We start from the raw sequence: 17,010 nt of genomic DNA on the forward strand, positions 1-17,010 counted from the left end.
GTGCACTGCTATAGAACTTGTATTGAAGCAGTTTTTATGCCAGAGACGCTGCCAGCGCGGCTGCCTTGGCCTGCTGGTAGCCCGCAAACAGCCGCGCATAAACCGGCCCGGGCTGGCCATTGCCCACCGGTTGGCCGTCGAGCTGGGTCACTGGCAGCACCTCTTTGGTGGCGGAGGACAGCAACACTTCGTCGGCAGCCAGCACCTCGGCGCGGGTGATGCGACGCAGCTCAAACGGGATACCCTGCTGTGCACAGAGCTCTTCAATCAGCCCGTAACGAATGCCTTCCAACACCAGGTTGTCCTTGGGGGTGCCCAGCAGTTGGCCGTTTTTCACCACCCAGACATTGCAGGCGGCGGCTTCGCTCAGATAGCCGTCGCGGAACATCACCGTTTCAATCGCGCCCACGTCATAACTGATCTGGCGTGCAAACACCGCACCGAGCAGGCTGGTGGCCTTGATGTGCGCCTTCTCCCAGCGGAAGTCGTCGGCAGTGACGCAGGCCACGCCCTGGCTGCGCTGCTCCTCTGTGGCTGGCTTCATCACATTGGTCATGACAAACACCGTGGGCGTGATGTTGTTGGGCATCACATGGTCACGCATGGCCACGCCCCGGGTGATCTGGATGTAGATCAGTTGATCGACTTTTTCGGCACTAGCCCCTATGGATAAAGCGTAGTCAGCTATCAATTTATGGGCAATCTCGGCCCACTCTGCCCGTGTGGACGGGTTCGGGATGCGCAACTCCTTGAGGCTGCGCTCCAGCCGCGCCATGTGCTGCTCAAAGCGGAACAAGGTGCCGCTGTACACCGGCACCACCTCGTAGACACCATCGCCAAAAATGAAGCCCCGGTCCATCACACTGATCTTGGCGTGGGGCAGGGTGGTGAATTCACCGTTGAGGTAACAGGGCAGCGCGGGCAAACTTGTCATGGCAGTGGTGTGGGTTGGAGGAAGGAGTCAGCAGTTTAAGCCCTGCCTGGCAGCCAACTTGGCCACCGGACGACACCACGCAGGCTCACGAGTATCACCCCGGCCATCACCAGCGCCGCACCTGCCACAAAACTGGCTTCCAGCGGCTCGTTCAACAGCCACACACCAAATGCCATGCCAAACAGCGGCGTCATGAACGAGAACACCCCCAGCCGCGTCGCCAGGTAATGCCGCAGTAACCAAAACCAGGCCAGATAGCTGGCAAACGACACAATGACTGAGTGGAACACCAGGCTGGCCCAGACCACCGGTGTGAAGTGGATGCTGGTTTGCCCTGTCGCCAGCGCAGCCAGCATCAGCAACACAAACGCTCCCACCAACTGGTACAGCAGGGTTTGGGAAGCCGATGCTGAGGACAGGCGCGAGCAGCGCACCACCACCGTGGTCGCCGCCCAGGACATGCCGGCCAGCAGCGAGAGGGCATCCCCCAGCAACATGTTGCTGCTCAGGGCCACACCGCTTGGCTGGCTTCGGCCAAAAAAGGTCAGCACAATGCCAGCAAACGCCAAGCTGATGCCCATCCATTGCAGCGCACTCAGCCGCTCGGCGGGCAACCGCAGGTGCAGGCCCAGCGCCGCAAAAATCGGCGCGGTGTACAAAAACACCACCGCGTGGGATGCCGAGGTGTAGCGCAGGCCTTCACCCACCAGCAAAAACTCCAGCGCAAACAAGGCCCCCACCACCAGCCCGGCGGGCAGGGTGCCGTTGGTGAGCGACATGGGTTCCTTGCGCCACCACATCAGCCCCGCCACCAGCAGCGCCGCCACACCCGAGCGCAGGGCAATCTGCATGATCGGCGCAATCTCGTGTGCGGTGGCTTTGAGCACCACCTGCTGCAGGCCCCACAACAGGCACAACAGCAGCATCAGGGACGAGGCGCGTGCATCGAGCGCATGGCGGGTGGTCATCAATCGGTCCAGACAAAAAACGAGGAACTGCATGATAGGTGCGACGGATTTGATGGATATAGTGCCAATCCGACAAGTCATAGCGCCCAGCAGCCAATCCACCAAGCTCACGTCTGCCATGCCACCACCGACCCAGCGCCTGCATCTGCCACCGTTTGCTTACGCCTTGCCTGCGCCGATCTATTTCCGCAGCGCGGTCATGCCAGCGCAAGCCATCTACCCCAAACACCGCCATGCCTGGGGCGAATTTGTGTATGCGTACAGCGGTGTGATGGAGGTCAAGCTGGCCGATCACCACTACCTGGCGCCGCCGCAGTACGGCATCTGGTTGCCGCCCGATGTGGAGCACGTCGGCCTGAACCGCTGCGAGGCCTGTCACTGCTCGCTGTACGTGGCCAGGGAGCTGACCACGGCGCTGCCAGCCACCACCTGCGCCCTCACGGTCAGCCCGCTGGTGCGTGCACTGCTGGACGAGTTGCGCCAGAACCCGCCTGCGTTACCACGCACCCCCGCGCAGGAGCGGCTGCTGCAGGTGTTGGTGGACCAACTCGCGCAGGCACCGGCGGCCGGCAGTTATTTGCCCACCTCGGACGACCCGGTGCTGGCGCCGGTGTTACGCGCGCTGATGGCCCAGCCGGGTGACAACCGCAGCCTGCCTGAGCTGGCCAGCGCTTTTTTCACCACCGAACGCACGCTGCTGCGACGTTTTCAGCGTGAGCTGGGTTTGAGTTTTGCCGAGTGGCGCCAGCGCTTGCGAGTGGTCAGCGCCATGCCGTTGTTACAAGCCGGCCACACCGTGGAATCCATCGCACTGGACCTGGGTTATGGCAGTGCGTCGGCGTTCATTGGCATGTTTCGCAGGCTGATGGGTTTGACGCCTGACGAATACCGCAAGGTCGGCCCCCACACCCCAGCGCGTGGGCGCGCTGCTGCGGGTAAGCCAGCTGTGTAACTTGTGTCCAAATGCAAATGCACGCCCAGGCGCAGATACGCGTTGATACAACTTGGGCTCGGAGCCGGGGTCGTTTGCATGAACATCGGCCCCTATGAAAAATCAACTCAAACTCTTCTCTCTAAGCCTGGTTCTGGCCTCAACCCTGGCCCTGGGTGGCTGTGCCAACCTGTCACACCGTGACCGCAACGTGATCACTGGCGCGGGCATCGGCGCGGTGGCTGGAGCGGTGCTCACCGGCGGCAGTTCCGTCGGTACTGTGGGTGGCGCGGCAGTCGGTGGTGTCATCGGCAATACCATCCGACACAAGTAACGCAGGCGGGCATCACCCGCAACCCGGTTAGCATCCTGGCATCAACGCTGGCTGTGGCCAGCGTTTTCATTTGACAACGGCCTGCCAGTGACTGACTTACCCCTCAAAACCCAAGAACCCCGCCTGTGGCGCAGCGATGGATGGACCGCCCAGGTCATCAAAAACGAAGACGACGACGGCTGGGCCGTGGCCATGACGCCAGACGGCCAGTCCGAACCGGCCCTGGTTGGCCCCTGGACCATGGGGCGCGACAAAAAGAACCCCAAGCCGCTGGACGGCAGCGCCTTCATCACCCTGGTCAAAACCGCCCGCGAATTTGTGCGCCGCAGCGAGCAGCAGTTGCACGCCACACTGCACCAGAGCATCACCGTGGCGCACGACGCCGGGCGCATCACCGTGTGCCTGGACATCACGCCCGATGACGACAACCCGTCAGCGTTGTTGAGTGCCAAAGACGAGTTGGATGAGCTGCTGGCCGAGGTGCGGGTGCCACCTGCGTTCAAACTCAACCGGGCCAGTGCGCTCAAGTGGGTCGAAGCAGGGTTTGCCAAGCCGGTGTAGCGGCCGGGTGCTATTGACTCTGCACACATCACGGGTGTGATCGGTCAGTGAGTGCCGTATTGCAGCCCCTTTCCGTTGGGTACAGAGTTCTAAGCGCCTCATATGAAAATTGGCCTCTAGCCCTTTTGTAATAAGGTCTGATAGCTATTGATTGCGTAGTATTTCTGGCTGTTGGGTTCGCGTGGCGCCAGGCGGGCGGCGGGGTTACCGTTCTCCGGCCCCCTCGCGGGATACGGTGTGGGTTGAGCGCTTGTTGGGGTGTTGCCGCTGAGGGTGGTGCGCCGCCAGCCTCATCACGCGAATGGGTTCTGCGCCCGGCAACCCCACCACCCGCCTTCAACGGTGCTGGCGAGATCTCAAAATATTCCATTGACGGAATAAATTTGATTGACTATAGTCGCCGCATGACATGGGATGTTGAATACACCGACGAGTTTGGTGACTGGTGGGCGAGCCTGACGGAGGACGAACAGGAAGCGCTGGATGCGAGTGTGCGGCTGCTGGAAGCGCGTGGGCCAGGGCTTGGTTACCCGCACAGCAGTGGTATCAACGGCTCCAGGCACAGCCACATGCGGGAACTGCGCACCCAGCAGGGAGGCAAACCGTTGCGCACGCTGTATGCCTTCGACCCACGTCGCTCTGCGATTCTGCTGATCGGGGGTGACAAAACCGGCAAAGAGCGCTGGTACGACACCCACATTCCCATCGCCGACCAGCTCTACGACCAACATCTTGAGCAACTTCGAAAGGAAGGATTGATCAATGGCTAAGAAATTCAGTGAGTTACGTGCCCGCATGACACCCCAGGCGCAAGAGCGCTCTGCCGCCCAGGCTGAACGTTTGCTGGCCGCGATGCCTCTCAACGAACTGCGCCAAGCGCGTGGACTGTCGCAAAAAGTGCTGGCTGACGTGTTACAAGTTCAGCAGCCAGCCATTGCCAAGCTGGAAAAACGAACCGATATGTATCTGTCCACCCTGCGCAGCCACATCGAAGCCATGGGGGGGGAACTGGAAGTGATTGCCCGTTTCCCGGACGGTGCGGTCAAGATCAGCAACTTTGCTGAGCTGGGGCGGTCGTTGGTGGTGTGAGACTGCAAGCATCGACTTTTGATGACGAAGCGCTCTTTGCAAGAGCTGCTGACTCCGTAAAAAGGGATGCAGCGTCTTCTTGTATTTTTTGAGTCGCTCAGGAGCGGGAGAACGCTGGCCCACCTATACGTATCAAGATGACAAGTATCCCAATGACCATGGCGACAAGTGGAAGTGTTCCGTATAAAAAAGCTGGTTCAGCTGCGCTAATCATCACAGCTTGAACTCGTGCGAAAACGGGCAGAACAAGAAAGAAAATGGATACAAATGCGATGTCCGATGTCTTCAAGCGTCGCGATCCAAGTACAAGCCAAGCGCACGCGAGCAAACCCACGAAGACAGCTGCGATGATCGGAAGTGCATCATCAGAAATAGCTGGAAGAGGTGCGCAATCCCAAGGTCTGAACTTTGGTTGCAAGTAGGCGTTGCACTTGAGTTCTGTTACGCCAGAAACCAAGTACTCGCGTGGTACAGCGGCAATCTGCAAAACTGGCACTAACCCAGACAGGAAAAACATGGCACCGGCAGTCCAATTCATGGCCCTAATTGCATAACGTTTGGCAGTTGTTATCGGCTGGGTGTCGGGTGTCATTGATATTCCGGCAGTGTTGCCGTTGTTTCGATGTCAGAGACACAATCCTATTGGCAAAAAAGCGAGGGTGTCCGAATTTTTGTGTAAAAGGGTCAAAAGCTTTTCAAGACCAGACTTGTCATTGGATGTTGATTTTCTTTGACTCCCTTCAAGCTGTTGACATAGCTCTCCTTCGGTTTGGGGAGAGTGTTCAGATGAATTTCTATTCCGCCGGTGAGACGAAGCCCATGGGCCGCGACAAATCCAAAAACTTCCTGAGTAACAGCAGGATTGGTTGCTGAGTACAGGTTCATTTCCACAAATTTCGCATCTCTGCGATAGATGGGGGCGACCCTGTAACAGTCCTGCGAGTTCTTGCTCCCGCTACATACCTGATGGCTCCTGTTCCCTGAACTGGTATTCCCTTTGGAATCCAACAGTGCTCGCCAGCAGGGGATGGATAGGGGTGGCGGCCGATTTCTGGGCCTTTGACAGTATGAGGCCGCCGCCCCTACCCTTCCCCTGCCATCCACTGTTGCAGCCGGAAACAGTGCCCCATCTGCATATAAAATCGGCCTCTAGCCCTTATTCATAAAGGGTAGATGGCTATCAAATTAGAAGAATTACCTCGCCAACGGCTTGAGTAATTCCGCCAGATCACTCTCGCTGAACAGCGGTTCCTTGCGCCCGACCGAGCCGCTGTACATGCTGTCGGCCAGTGAGGCTTTGCGCTCTTGCAGTGCCAGGATGCGTTCCTCAATCGTGCCCTGCGCCACCAGTTTGACCACCCACACACTTTGCGTCTGGCCGATGCGGTGGGCGCGGTCGGTGGCTTGGGCTTCCACCGCCGGGTTCCACCAGGGATCAAAATGGATCACGGTATCTGCTTGCGGCAGGTTCAGGCCGGTGCCGCCGGCTTTGAGGCTGATCAGAAACAGCGGCACCGCGCCGCTGGTGAACTGGCCGATGATCTCGTCGCGCTTCTGGCTTTGACCGGTGAGTTTGACCCACTTTAGGCCGCGTTGTTTGAGCTCGGCCTCGATCAAGGTCAGCATGCTGGTGAACTGCGAGAACAGCAAAATGCGCCGGCCCTCGGCCAGCATCTCGGGCAGCAGTTCCATCAGTTGGTCGAGCTTGGCCGAAGTTTTGACCTTTTTGGCCGCGTCGAGCTTGAGCAAATGTGGGTCGCAGCAAACCTGACGCAATTTCAGCAGGGCGTCCAAGATGGTGATTTGTGACTTGGCCAAACCTTTGGTACTGAGCGCCTCGCGCACGGTTTTTTCCATGCCGAGGCGGATGGTTTCGTACAGGTCGGCTTGTTTGCCTGAGAGCTCGACCCGCATCACGGTTTCCACCTTGGGGGGCAACTCATGCGCCACCAGCGCCTTGGTGCGGCGCAGCATGAACGGCGTGACCCGCGCGCGCAGCTGCTGCAGTGCTTCGGGGTCACCTTGTTTTTCGATCGGGTTGCGAAACAGCTCGGTAAAACGTTTCTGGCTGCCCAGAAACCCCGGCATCAAAAAGTGGAACAGGCTCCACAACTCACCCAGGTTGTTTTCCATCGGTGTGCCAGAGAGGCACAGCCGGTGCCGGGTATTGAGCTCGGCCACGACCTGGGCCGCTTGGGTGGCGGCGTTTTTGATGTTTTGTGCCTCGTCCAGCACCACCAGGTGCCACTGGCCCTGCAACCAACCTTCGCGGTCACGCGGCAGTAGCGAATAGGGGGCGATGACGATGTGGTGGTCATGGGTGCTGCCACTGACCTCGTGGCGGTCCGCGCCATGGATCACCAGGCAACGTAGCTCGGGGCAAAAACGCTCGGCCTCGCGGCGCCAGTTGCCCATCAGGCTCACCGGCGCAATGATCAGCGCGGGTGCGGTCAGGCGGCCCGCGTCTTTTTCGATCTGGATGTGGGCCAGGGTTTGCAATGTTTTGCCCAGGCCCATGTCGTCGGCCAGGATGCCACCCAGGCCGTATTCGCGCAAAAACTGCAACCAGTTCACACCCTGTTGTTGGTAGGGGCGCAGTGTGGCTTGTACGCTGGCCGGTATGGCCACCTGCGGCAACTCAGTGCGGCCGCTCAAGCGTTGTACCAGCTCGCGCAGCTGTTGGGCGCCGTCCCACACCGCGCCTTCGCCGAGTGCGGCGGTGGTGCGCATCGCGTCCAGGCGCGACAGTTTGAGGCTCTCACCCGTGAAGTCGTGGGTGTTGTCGCCCACCAGCTCGAGTAACGCACCGAGCCAGGGTTTGAGGTTGTCGGTGGGCAGGCGGATGAAGCCGCCTTCGGGTTTGGGCAGGTACACAAACGGTGGCAGGTCGGGCAGGCCGGTGGTGGCATCACGCGGGCTCATCGCGGCGGTGCTGATCAGCGTGGGCAGCAGCGGCAGGATGTTGTGGCGCTGGCCGTTGATCTCCATGCCCAAACTCAGGTCAAACCAGGGCGAGGTGGCCTCGTCGTCACCCTGCGCTTGTATGTCCACATCCAGGGCGCTGGCGTGGCTGATCCAGTGGTTCAGGCTCTCGTCGAGCGTGATCTCGAATCCCGCCTCGCGCAGCGGCGCATAGTCGCTGTCGACCAATTGCAGCCAGCGTTGTTGTGATGTGTTGCCGGGAATACCAAACCCACCGTGGCCCTGGCTGGCAAAACCCCAGTCGCGCAGGCGCACGATGGCTTCCAGCTCAGTTTGGGGGTCGCGCTGCAGCATGACGCGGCCTTGCGGGCCGTCCACCAGCACGGTGTTGCCCTGGCCCACCCACCAGCCACGGTAACCGGCGTAGTCAAAACTCAGGTGCATCAGCATCAGGCCGTCGACGCGCACCATGTCTGGCGGTACCGCGTGCAGGTACAGGCAGGCTTTGGGGGTGATGCCCTTGAGAGTGGGCAGTTGCTCCAGCACCGGCGGCGGTGGCACCGGGCCGAGCTGGGCCATCAGCTCGGGCTGGTACTTTTTGAGTGACTCGGCTTTGAGCGGTGGGGTTTTGAGCAGTACTGCAATCTGGCCCAGGCTCATGCCCTGCAGGTCCACCAGACCGCAACGGCCGTTGGCGCTGTCGAGGTACAGCGGCGGGTTGTTCAGGCATAACTTGGCTTGGCCGTCGCCGAGTTTGGCGCGCAAGGCCCAACCGGCGCGGTGGTTGATGCTCTGGCCCACCTCATACCACTCCCAGCTCAGGGTGAGAGGTTCACCCCAAGCCACGGGCGCGCCGGGTTGGCTCGGTGGCACCAACACATACAGGCGGCCGGTGCTGGCGGCTTTCTCCAGGATCTGCACACCGTATTTGCCCTCGGGCGTGATTTTGTTGCGCGCGCTGTAGCTGTAGTAGTACTGGACCGAGCTGCCCGGCATGGCACGCATGAGCTGCAGCACATCGTGGTCAGTGTCGCTGGCCTGGTCGTAGATCGGCTGGCCGCGCTCGGGCTGGAATTTCATCGCCTTGGCGCGTGACCAGCCACCCACCACCTTGGGGTAGGCGGTGACCACCTCCAGGCTCAGTTGTGGGCTGGGGCCTTGCGGGTTGAGGACGGACAGCAGGTACAAAAACTGCTCGGGCCGCTCTGCCGGGGCATCGGAGCGGCTGGGTTTGGGCGGTGTGGGCAGCGCACTGGTGGTATGGCTGGCGGTGCGGGCCAGTTCACCCAACCAGCGGATCAACTGGTTGTCGGACTCCAGTTGCTCGGCCGCGTGTTGGCGTGCCACCTCAGCCTGGCGCTGGGCTTCGCGTTGTTCCGGGGTGCTGGCGGCATCGGCGCTTTCGCTGTTCTCCAGCAGCAGTTTGCCCCGGTAGGCTGCCTTGATCATCAGCGCCACCGCGTGTTTGCACTGGTAACCCACCGGGCAGGTGCAATCGCTGTCCCAACTGCGCAGTTGGCCACCTGTGCCCAGACTGAGCTCCACCTCCACCTCGTAGGGCTCGTGCTGCGTGCCCTGCACCTCACCTTCCAGCAGCCAGTGTTTCTGGACGGGGGTGATGCTCAGGCTTTGCACCTTCTGGTTGCGGTACAGGTCCAGCGCCCGGCCATACACCGCGGCACCCGCACGCTGCGCCAGCGAGGCGAGGTCGAGCCAGAGTCCCTGGGGTGCGCCGGTGTGAGGCATTAAATTGGGCTCTAGCCCTTGTTTATAAAGGGTGATTAGCTATAAAAATTGGTGGCGTCTCAGAGGCTGGCCATCGCGTGCCCGGCCTGCTGGTCGGCATGGTAGCTGGAGCGCACCATGGCGCCCACCGCCGCGTGGCTGAAGCCCATCTCGTACGCTTTGGTTTCGAACATCTTGAACACGTCCGGGTGCACGTAGCGCTTGACCGTCAGGTGGGCGGTTGAGGGCGCGAGGTATTGGCCGATGGTCAGCATGTTGATGCCGTGGTCACGCATGTCCTGCATGGTCTGCAGGATTTCCTCGTCGGTTTCGCCCAGGCCAACCATGATGCCGCTCTTGGTGGGCACGTCAGGGAACAGCGCCTTGAACTTCTTGAGCAGGTTCAGGCTGAACTGGTAGTCCGAGCCGGGGCGGGCCTCGCGGTACAGGCGCGGGATGGTTTCCAGGTTGTGGTTCATCACGTCGGGTGGTGCGGCTTTGAGGATTTCCAGCGCACGGTCGTCGCGGCCCCGGAAGTCGGGCACCAGCACCTCGATCTGGGTGTGTGGTGATTTGGCGCGAATCTGTTCGATGCAGGCCACAAAGTGGCCGGCGCCACCGTCGCGCAGGTCGTCTCGGTCCACGCTGGTGATCACCACGTACTTGAGTTTGAGCTGGGCAATGGTGTTGGCCAGGTTGACCGGTTCGTTCACATCCAGCGGGTCGGGGCGGCCATGACCCACGTCACAAAACGGGCAACGCCGGGTGCATTTGTCACCCATGATCATGAAGGTGGCTGTGCCTTTGCCAAAACACTCACCGATGTTGGGGCAGCTGGCTTCTTCACACACGGTGACGAGTTTGTTGCTGCGCAACACGTCCTTGATTTCGTAGAAGCGGGTGCTGGGGCTGCCGGCCTTGACACGAATCCACTCGGGTTTGCGCAAGATCTCGCCTTGCACCACCTTGACCGGGATGCGCGACAGCTTGGCCGCGGCCTTTTGTTTGGCGGTGGGGTCGTAGTTTTCGGCGGATTGGGCCACGCGCACGGTGGTGTCGTCAGTGGAGGTGCTCATGGTGTTTGTTGGGTGTGTGGTGGCAGGGCGTCGGGTGGTCTGGCCGTTTGCGAGAGCTCAGGGGGCCAGGTAGCGGGCCAGCTGCTGCGCCAGCACGTCTGCCGCCTCTTGCCAGGGGACAAAAACGCCAATTGTAGAAAGGTCAACGGTTTGCAGCGCCTGGTAGCCGCAGGGGTTGATACGCAAGTAGGGTTCGAGGTCCATCGCCACATTGAGTGCCACGCCGTGGTAGGTGCAGTTGTGGCTGACCTTGATGCCCAGGGCGCCGATCTTGCCCAGTCCGGTGAAATCCGGTGTGGCGCTGGCGCCTTTTTTGGGCCGCTGCGGCAATAGCGCGTGGGAGCGTGGGTCGTCCAGGCGCACATAAATGCCAGGCGCGCCCGCCACGCGGTGCCCGGTGACACCAAAGTGCATCAGGGTGCGGATCACCGCCTCTTCGATGCGGTAGACATACTCCTTGACGAAGTAACCCGCACGTTTGAGGTCAAGCAAAGGGTAGGCCACCACCTGCCCCGGGCCGTGGTAAGTCACCTGGCCGCCCCGGTTGGTCTGGATGACGGGGATGTCGTCTGGGTTAAAAATATGTTCCTTTTTGCCTGCCAGCCCTTGTGTATAAACAGGAGGGTGCTCACAAATCCATAACACGTCTGGCGTTGCTGCTGTTCGCTCGGCGGTAAAAGCCTGCATCGCCTCGTAGGTGGGCAGGTAGTCCACACGCCCGAGAAACTGTGCGCTGGGAGCCACGGTCAAAGCACCACCTTGACCATCGGGTGGGTGGAGAGTGTGCGGTACAGCTCGTCGAGCTGCTCGCGGCTGGTAGCGGTGACGGTGATGGTGACACCCAAGTACTTGTCACCCTTGCTGGGGCGCAGCTCGATGGTGCTGGCATCGAAGGCCGGGTCAAAGGAATGGGCAATGTGGGTGATGGCGGCCACCAGGCCGTCGGTCTTGATACCCATCACCTTGATCGGGAACTGGCTGGGGTAGGTGATCAGTGAGGCTTGTTGTGCGTCGGGTGGGGTGGGTTCTGCGGCTTGGGTCATGGGTGTTTAGCGGTTCTGGCTTTTTTGGCTGAGCGGGTTTCTACCTATAATCAAAGGCTTGTCTGACAAAAGTCAAAAGTCAAGCTTGTAAACTAACCGTAATGTAAATGGCGACAATAGCACCTTCGGGAGCACAGGGCTCTGAGTTCGATGATGGGCCCGAAGTTTTTGTTCCATTAACGCCTGAACAGGCGGCGGTTATCCGGGCTGCCAATCCCTCGACCTCACCCTGGTGGGTGGTGGTGGGCCAAATTGTGCTGGGTCTGTTGGCAGTTGGTTTGTCTTTGCTTTGGTTTGATGAAAGAGTTGCCAAATCACTTGCATGTGGTGTGTTGGCGGTGGTGGTTCCTGCGGCCTTGTTTGCGCGTGGGTTGACCAGCCGCTTTGCCAGAGCCAATGTGGGTGCGGCGGTGGTCAGCTTCTTTTTGTGGGAGCTGGTCAAGATAGTTGTGACGCTGGGCATTCTTTTTGCTGCCCATCGTCTGGTGGCAGATTTGAGCTGGCCAGCCATGTTGGTTGGTCTGGTGGTTGCCATCAAGGTGTATTGGTTGGCTTTGGCGTTCAGGCGTCCAGGCAAGCCGGTGCAAGTTTTAACGCCTCATGGCAAAAGTAACTGATTGAAGAGTGACTGATGGCTATTGAAGAACATGCTGCGCAAGGCCCAACGGCTGGTGAGTACATCGGCCACCATTTGACCCACCTGCAGTCCGCGAAACAATCGGGCGTGATTGACATGTCTGTGTTCAACCTGGACTCCATTTTTTGGGCGGTCCTGCTGGGTTGTCTGGGTTTGTTTGTGATGTGGCGGGTGGCCAAGTCGGTGACGGCGGGTGTGCCTGGTCGCATGCAGGCGGCGGTTGAGATTCTGTTGGAAATGGTCGATACCCAGGCCAAGGGCATCATCCACAACGCCGAGTCCCGCAAGTTTGTGGGCCCGTTGGCGCTCACGGTGTTCATGTGGGTGTTCCTGATGAATTCCATGGACTTTTTGCCGGTGGATCTGATTCCCCTGATCTGGGAAATGATTTACGGCGCAGCTGGCCATGATCCGCACCATGCCTACATGCGTGTGGTGCCTACTGCTGACTTGTCTACTACGCTGGCGATGTCTACCTCGGTGTTGCTGGTTTGTCTGTACTACAACATCAAGATCAAGGGGGCTGGTGGCTGGGCGCATGAGTTGGTGACCGCCCCGTTTGGTACCAGCAAGAATCCTTTGTATGCCATTCCGCTGGGTGTGTTGAATCTGGCGATGCAACTGATCGAATTCACTGCCAAGACCGTGTCGCATGGCATGCGGTTGTTTGGCAATATGTATGCGGGCGAGCTGGTGTTCATGCTGATTGCGCTGATGGGTGCGGTTGGTTTTGGCTCGGCCACAGGTATTGTTCTCTGGTTCGGTCATGTGCTGGCAGGCACCGGTTGGGCAATATTCCACATTTTGATCGTGGCGCTGCAAGCGTTCATTTTCATGATGTTGACTTTGGTGTATGTGGGCCAAGCGCACGACCATCACTAAAAAAGTGTCAGTAGTTTTTGTTACCTTTTTTCTTTTCAACTTGAATCCATAGGAGCTCTTAAATGGAAAACGTTCTCGGTTTTGTGGCACTGGCCGCTGGTTTGATCATTGGTCTGGGTGCTATCGGCGCTTGTATCGGTATTGGCATCATGGGTAGCAAATACCTCGAAGCCGCCGCACGCCAACCCGAGCTGATGAACGAACTGCAAACCAAAATGTTCTTGCTGGCTGGTCTGATCGACGCCGCGTTCCTGATTGGTGTGGGTATTGCCATGATGTTTGCCTTCGCCAACCCGTTTGTGCTGAAGTAATCCCTTTCGCCTTTCATTGATCTAGAGAGGTGTTGTTGTGAGTATTAACGCAACATTCTTCGCGCAGATGGTGGTGTTTTTCCTGTTGGTGATGTTCACGATGAAACTCGTGTGGCCACCGATAGCCAAAGCACTGGACGAACGCGCCCAGAAAATCGCAGAAGGCCTGGCTGCTGCCGACAAAGCCAAGGCCGAACTTTCATCTGCCAACCGGCGTGTGGAAGAAGAGTTGGTCAAGTCGCGCACCGAGACAGCGGGTCGTTTGGCGGATGCCGAACGCCGTGCTCTGAGCATCATCGAAGAAGCCAAGGCCAAAGCCGCAGAAGAAGGCAGCAAGATTGTTGCCGCTGCCAAAGCTGAGGCTGAGCAACAGACGGTGAAGGCCCGCGAGGTACTGCGTGAGCAGGTTGCGGCACTGGCTGTCAAAGGTGCAGAGCAGATCTTGCGCAAGGAAGTCAACGCTGGCGTCCATGCTGACTTGCTGAACCGTTTGAAGACCGAGCTTTAAGAGAACAACATGGCTGAACTTGCCACTATTGCACGTCCTTACGCTGAGGCTTTGTTCGCAGCCTGTGGTGCTGAAGCCGACACGGTACTGGGCTGGCTCGATGAGCTGGCCTGTGTTGCCGCAGAGCCGCAGTTGCTGCAGTTTGCAGACAGCCCGAAAGCGACCTCGGACCAGGTGTACGGCGTGATTTCTGGTGTCATGAAGACGGCTTTGGACGTGCATGCACAGAATTTCCTGCGTACGGTGATCGCAAATAACCGGCTGGCTTTTTTGCCTGAAATTGCATCGCAGTTTCGTGTGCTGGCCAATGCCAAAAGCGGGACTAGTGATGCTGTTGTTTACAGTGCTTTCCCGATCGATGGCGCCGCCCTGGCTGAGACAGCCAAGGTGCTTGAGCAGCGGTTTGGGCGCAAGCTCAATCTGACGGTTGAGTTGCAGCCCGATCTGATTGGCGGCATCCGGGTGGTCTTAGGTGACGAAGTTCTTGACACATCGGTCAAGGCGCGTTTGGAACAAATGAAAGTGGCTTTAACGGCTTGAGGCTTTGCCGCAACCGCCAGCCCATTTAATGAAAGAAGGAAAGAGTCATGCAACTCAATCCCGCAGAAATTTCTGAACTGATCAAGAGCCGTATTGAAGGTCTGTCTGCCAGCGCAGATATTCTCAATCAAGGTACGGTGGTGTCCGTGACCGACGGTATCGTCCGTATTCACGGTCTCTCGGATGCCATGCAAGGCGAAATGCTGGAATTCCCGGCCGACGCTGATGGTCAGCCCAGTTATGGCCTGGCGCTGAATCTGGAGCGTGACTCGGTGGGTGCCGTGGTGTTGGGTGCTTACGAGCACATTTCCGAAGGCGACACCGTCAAATGCACGGGCCGTATTCTGGAAGTGCCGGTGGGTCCCGAACTCAAAGGCCGTGTGGTGAATGCTTTGGGCCAGCCGATCGACGGCAAGGGTCCGATCAACGCCAAGATGACCGACGTGATTGAAAAAGTGGCTCCGGGCGTGATTGCCCGTGAATCCGTCAGCCAACCCATGCAGACCGGCCTGAAGTCGATTGACTCCATGGTGCCTGTGGGTCGTGGTCAGCGTGAGTTGATCATTGGTGACCGTCAGACCGGCAAAACCGCCGTGGCGATTGACGCGATCATCAACCAGAAGGGTCAGAACATGACCTGCGTTTATGTCGCGATTGGCCAAAAGGCCTCCAGCGTCAAGAACGTGGTGCGCTCGCTGGAACAAGCTGGCGCCATGGAGTACACCATTGTGGTGGCCGCAACCGCTTCCGAGTCTGCTGCCATGCAGTATGTGGCCGCTTACTCCGGTTGCACCATGGGTGAATACTTCCGTGACCGTGGTGAAGATGCGCTGATCGTTTATGACGATCTGTCCAAACAAGCGGTGGCTTACCGTCAGGTGTCCTTGCTGTTGCGCCGCCCACCAGGCCGTGAAGCTTATCCTGGCGACGTGTTTTACCTCCACAGCCGTCTGCTCGAGCGCGCCGCTCGTGTGAATGCCGACTACGTCGAAGCCTTCACCAAGGGCGCCGTTAAGGGCAAAACCGGTTCTTTGACTGCCTTGCCCATCATTGAAACCCAGGCAGGTGACGTGTCCGCCTTTGTGCCTACCAACGTGATTTCGATCACCGACGGCCAGATCTTCCTGGAAACGTCTTTGTTCAACGCTGGTATCCGTCCTGCGATCAACGCCGGTATTTCGGTGTCCCGCGTGGGTGGTGCTGCACAAACCAAGCTGATCAAGAACTTGTCCGGTGGTATCCGTACCGACTTGGCTCAGTACCGCGAACTGGCTGCGTTTGCCCAGTTTGCCTCTGACCTGGACGAAGCCACCCGCAAGCAGCTGGACCGTGGTGCCCGCGTGACCGAGTTGCTCAAGCAGGCTCAGTACAGCCCGCAGCCCATTTCCATCATGGGTGCCACGTTGTTTGCGGTCAACAAGGGTTTCCTGGATGACATCGCGGTGAACAAGGTGTTGGCGTTCGAACATGGCTTGCATGCTTATCTGAAAGACAAACATGCTGCACTGCTGGCCAAGCTGGAAGCAGACCGCGCCATGGACAAGGATGCTGAGGCTGAACTCAACGCTGCCGTTGCTGCTTTCAAGAAGTCGTTTGCCTGAAGTCCCCTCGCAACTAGACTAGGAGACTGATATGGCAACTGGCAAGGAAATACGCGGCAAGATCAAAAACTTCGAAAGCACGAAGAAGATCACCAAGGCCATGGAGATGATTTCCGTCTCCAAGATGCGTAAAGCGCAGGAACGCATGCGTGCTGCCCGACCCTACACTGAAAAAGTCCGCAACATCGCTGCCCATCTGGGCAGCGCCAACCCGGAGTATGTCCACCCGTTCATGAAGTCCAACAACGCCAAGGCAGTTGGCATGATTGTGGTGACCACCGACAAGGGTTTGTGTGGCGGCCTCAACACCAACGTGTTGCGTGGTGTTACCAACAAGCTGCGCGATGTGCAGAACGCTGGCATGACCACCCAGGCTGTGGCCGTTGGCAACAAGGGCCTGGGTTTTCTCAACCGCATCGGTGCCAAAGTGGTGGCGCATGTCACCCAACTGGGTGACCGGCCGCATTTGGAGCGTTTGATCGGGCCGGTCAAGGTGTTGCTGGATGCGTATGAGAGAGGCGAAGTCAGCGCGGTGTACCTGACCTACACCCGTTTCATCAACACGATGAAGCAGGAAGTGGTCATGGAGCAGCTGCTGCCTTTGTCGGCGGTGCAAATGAGTGAAGAGGCCCGCGTCAGCGAAGCCAAGTCGGGCACCAAGCATGGCTGGGACTACATCTATGAACCCGATGCGCAGACGGTCATTGATGAGTTGATCGTGCGTTACGTGGAAGCGCTGGTGTTCCAGGCGGTTGCCGAAAACATGGCGTCTGAGCACGCCGCCCGCATGGTCGCCATGAAGGCGGCTACCGATAACGCTGGCAATGTGATTGGTGAGTTGAAGCTGGTCTACAACAAGACCCGCCAGGCCGCCATCACCAAAGAGTTGTCAGAAATCGTCTCCGGCGCCGCCGCCATTGCTGCCTGATCAGGCAGTCAAGCAAGATT

At 59.0% G+C, this 17,010-nt stretch carries 20 protein-coding genes; 12 read left to right on the forward strand and 8 right to left on the reverse strand.

The features are described from left to right. Positions 1-34: 34 nt before the first annotated feature. Both RF819_RS12000 and RF819_RS12005 read right to left on the reverse strand, forming a co-directional pair. Positions 35-934: a D-amino acid aminotransferase gene (locus RF819_RS12000; RefSeq protein ID WP_078365207.1), complete on the reverse strand. Its 900-nt coding sequence runs from the start codon at positions 932-934 to the stop codon at positions 35-37. Positions 935-969: 35 nt separating this feature from the next. Beyond that, positions 970-1,902: a DMT family transporter gene (locus tag RF819_RS12005; protein ID WP_078365208.1), complete on the reverse strand. Its 933-nt coding sequence runs from the start codon at positions 1,900-1,902 to the stop codon at positions 970-972. Between the two features lie 118 nt (positions 1,903-2,020). Here RF819_RS12005 and RF819_RS12010 point away from each other — a divergent pair, with 118 nt between their 5' ends. From RF819_RS12010 to RF819_RS12030, 5 genes are all read left to right on the forward strand, one after another. Next, positions 2,021-2,854, forward strand: a complete 834-nt coding sequence (locus RF819_RS12010) for an AraC family transcriptional regulator (RefSeq protein ID WP_078365209.1) — start codon at positions 2,021-2,023, stop codon at positions 2,852-2,854. A gap of 94 nt (positions 2,855-2,948) precedes the next feature. After that, positions 2,949-3,167 (forward strand): glycine zipper 2TM domain-containing protein, encoded by a 219-nt coding sequence (locus tag RF819_RS12015; RefSeq protein ID WP_078365210.1) that lies wholly within the window; start codon positions 2,949-2,951, stop codon positions 3,165-3,167. 87 nt (positions 3,168-3,254) lie between these two features. Further along, on the forward strand, positions 3,255-3,728 hold the full coding sequence (locus RF819_RS12020) for a hypothetical protein (RefSeq protein WP_078365211.1): 474 nt from the start codon (positions 3,255-3,257) through the stop codon (positions 3,726-3,728). Between the two features lie 404 nt (positions 3,729-4,132). After that, positions 4,133-4,498, forward strand: a complete 366-nt coding sequence (locus RF819_RS12025) for a type II toxin-antitoxin system RelE/ParE family toxin (RefSeq protein WP_078365212.1) — start codon at positions 4,133-4,135, stop codon at positions 4,496-4,498. After that, entirely contained in the window at positions 4,491-4,817 is a 327-nt protein-coding gene (locus tag RF819_RS12030; protein WP_078365213.1) for an XRE family transcriptional regulator, read from the forward strand. The genes RF819_RS12025 and RF819_RS12030 overlap by 8 nt, the downstream gene beginning before the upstream one ends. A 97-nt stretch (positions 4,818-4,914) precedes the next feature. Here the strand turns inward: RF819_RS12030 and RF819_RS21050 are convergent, their stop codons facing one another. From RF819_RS21050 to RF819_RS12050, 6 genes are all read right to left on the reverse strand, one after another. Next, positions 4,915-5,409 carry a hypothetical protein gene (locus tag RF819_RS21050; RefSeq protein WP_143541692.1) on the reverse strand — a complete coding sequence of 165 codons (495 nt, stop codon included), beginning with the start codon at positions 5,407-5,409 and terminating at the stop codon, positions 4,915-4,917. A gap of 92 nt (positions 5,410-5,501) precedes the next feature. Further along, positions 5,502-5,708 (reverse strand): hypothetical protein, encoded by a 207-nt coding sequence (locus RF819_RS21055; RefSeq protein WP_143541693.1) that lies wholly within the window; start codon positions 5,706-5,708, stop codon positions 5,502-5,504. Between the two features lie 303 nt (positions 5,709-6,011). Continuing rightward, positions 6,012-9,485, reverse strand: coding sequence for a DEAD/DEAH box helicase (locus RF819_RS12035; protein WP_078365214.1), 3,474 nt, complete (start codon positions 9,483-9,485; stop codon positions 6,012-6,014). 59 nt (positions 9,486-9,544) lie between these two features. Then, positions 9,545-10,540, reverse strand: a complete 996-nt coding sequence (lipA, locus tag RF819_RS12040; protein ID WP_078365215.1) for a lipoyl synthase — start codon at positions 10,538-10,540, stop codon at positions 9,545-9,547. A 57-nt stretch (positions 10,541-10,597) separates the two neighbouring features. After that, positions 10,598-11,284 carry a lipoyl(octanoyl) transferase LipB gene (gene lipB / locus RF819_RS12045; RefSeq protein ID WP_280522499.1) on the reverse strand — a complete coding sequence of 229 codons (687 nt, stop codon included), beginning with the start codon at positions 11,282-11,284 and terminating at the stop codon, positions 10,598-10,600. Positions 11,285-11,286: 2 nt separating this feature from the next. Next, a complete protein-coding gene (locus tag RF819_RS12050) occupies positions 11,287-11,583 on the reverse strand; it encodes a YbeD family protein (RefSeq protein ID WP_078365217.1) in 297 nt (98 codons plus the stop codon). 107 nt (positions 11,584-11,690) lie between these two features. On the opposite strand from RF819_RS12050, the gene RF819_RS12055 reads away from it, so the two are divergent. The 7 genes from RF819_RS12055 to atpG all read left to right on the forward strand — a co-directional run bounded on the left by RF819_RS12055 (position 11,691) and on the right by atpG (position 16,990). Then, on the forward strand, positions 11,691-12,200 hold the full coding sequence (locus tag RF819_RS12055) for an ATP synthase subunit I (RefSeq protein WP_078365218.1): 510 nt from the start codon (positions 11,691-11,693) through the stop codon (positions 12,198-12,200). Positions 12,201-12,214: 14 nt separating this feature from the next. After that, positions 12,215-13,102 carry a F0F1 ATP synthase subunit A gene (atpB, locus tag RF819_RS12060; RefSeq protein ID WP_078365219.1) on the forward strand — a complete coding sequence of 296 codons (888 nt, stop codon included), beginning with the start codon at positions 12,215-12,217 and terminating at the stop codon, positions 13,100-13,102. Positions 13,103-13,164: 62 nt separating this feature from the next. Then, positions 13,165-13,413: a F0F1 ATP synthase subunit C gene (gene atpE / locus RF819_RS12065; RefSeq protein ID WP_078365220.1), complete on the forward strand. Its 249-nt coding sequence runs from the start codon at positions 13,165-13,167 to the stop codon at positions 13,411-13,413. A gap of 37 nt (positions 13,414-13,450) precedes the next feature. Beyond that, positions 13,451-13,921 carry a F0F1 ATP synthase subunit B gene (locus RF819_RS12070; RefSeq protein ID WP_078365221.1) on the forward strand — a complete coding sequence of 157 codons (471 nt, stop codon included), beginning with the start codon at positions 13,451-13,453 and terminating at the stop codon, positions 13,919-13,921. Between the two features lie 9 nt (positions 13,922-13,930). Beyond that, positions 13,931-14,461, forward strand: coding sequence for a F0F1 ATP synthase subunit delta (locus tag RF819_RS12075; RefSeq protein WP_078365222.1), 531 nt, complete (start codon positions 13,931-13,933; stop codon positions 14,459-14,461). A 47-nt stretch (positions 14,462-14,508) separates the two neighbouring features. After that, a complete protein-coding gene (gene atpA / locus RF819_RS12080; protein WP_078365223.1) occupies positions 14,509-16,062 on the forward strand; it encodes a F0F1 ATP synthase subunit alpha in 1,554 nt (517 codons plus the stop codon). Positions 16,063-16,093: 31 nt separating this feature from the next. Further along, the gene (atpG, locus tag RF819_RS12085) at positions 16,094-16,990 is read left to right on the forward strand and encodes a F0F1 ATP synthase subunit gamma (RefSeq protein WP_078365224.1); all 897 of its coding nucleotides are present in this window, start codon (positions 16,094-16,096) and stop codon (positions 16,988-16,990) included. Positions 16,991-17,010: the final 20 nt, after the last annotated feature.

This window comes from Rhodoferax fermentans, assembly GCF_002017865.1.
GTDB lineage: Bacteria > Pseudomonadota > Gammaproteobacteria > Burkholderiales > Burkholderiaceae_C > Rhodoferax > Rhodoferax fermentans.

What these genes read in the sequence shown, in the direction of transcription:
- RF819_RS12010 (WP_078365209.1), top strand. Translation starts at nt 2,021, where the DNA reads ATGCCACCACCGACCCAGCGCCTGCATCTGCCACCGTTTGCTTACGCC.
- lipA (WP_078365215.1), bottom strand. Translation starts at nt 10,540, where the DNA reads ATGAGCACCTCCACTGACGACACCACCGTGCGCGTGGCCCAATCCGCC.
- atpG (WP_078365224.1), top strand. Translation starts at nt 16,094, where the DNA reads ATGGCAACTGGCAAGGAAATACGCGGCAAGATCAAAAACTTCGAAAGC.
- RF819_RS12000 (WP_078365207.1), bottom strand. Translation starts at nt 934, where the DNA reads ATGACAAGTTTGCCCGCGCTGCCCTGTTACCTCAACGGTGAATTCACC.
- RF819_RS12015 (WP_078365210.1), top strand. Translation starts at nt 2,949, where the DNA reads ATGAAAAATCAACTCAAACTCTTCTCTCTAAGCCTGGTTCTGGCCTCA.
- atpA (WP_078365223.1), top strand. Translation starts at nt 14,509, where the DNA reads ATGCAACTCAATCCCGCAGAAATTTCTGAACTGATCAAGAGCCGTATT.
- RF819_RS12075 (WP_078365222.1), top strand. Translation starts at nt 13,931, where the DNA reads ATGGCTGAACTTGCCACTATTGCACGTCCTTACGCTGAGGCTTTGTTC.
- RF819_RS21050 (WP_143541692.1), bottom strand. Translation starts at nt 5,409, where the DNA reads ATGACACCCGACACCCAGCCGATAACAACTGCCAAACGTTATGCAATT.
- RF819_RS12025 (WP_078365212.1), top strand. Translation starts at nt 4,133, where the DNA reads ATGACATGGGATGTTGAATACACCGACGAGTTTGGTGACTGGTGGGCG.
- RF819_RS12005 (WP_078365208.1), bottom strand. Translation starts at nt 1,902, where the DNA reads ATGACCACCCGCCATGCGCTCGATGCACGCGCCTCGTCCCTGATGCTG.
- RF819_RS12050 (WP_078365217.1), bottom strand. Translation starts at nt 11,583, where the DNA reads ATGACCCAAGCCGCAGAACCCACCCCACCCGACGCACAACAAGCCTCA.
- RF819_RS12055 (WP_078365218.1), top strand. Translation starts at nt 11,691, where the DNA reads ATGGCGACAATAGCACCTTCGGGAGCACAGGGCTCTGAGTTCGATGAT.
- RF819_RS12030 (WP_078365213.1), top strand. Translation starts at nt 4,491, where the DNA reads ATGGCTAAGAAATTCAGTGAGTTACGTGCCCGCATGACACCCCAGGCG.
- RF819_RS12035 (WP_078365214.1), bottom strand. Translation starts at nt 9,485, where the DNA reads ATGCCTCACACCGGCGCACCCCAGGGACTCTGGCTCGACCTCGCCTCG.
- atpB (WP_078365219.1), top strand. Translation starts at nt 12,215, where the DNA reads ATGGCTATTGAAGAACATGCTGCGCAAGGCCCAACGGCTGGTGAGTAC.
- atpE (WP_078365220.1), top strand. Translation starts at nt 13,165, where the DNA reads ATGGAAAACGTTCTCGGTTTTGTGGCACTGGCCGCTGGTTTGATCATT.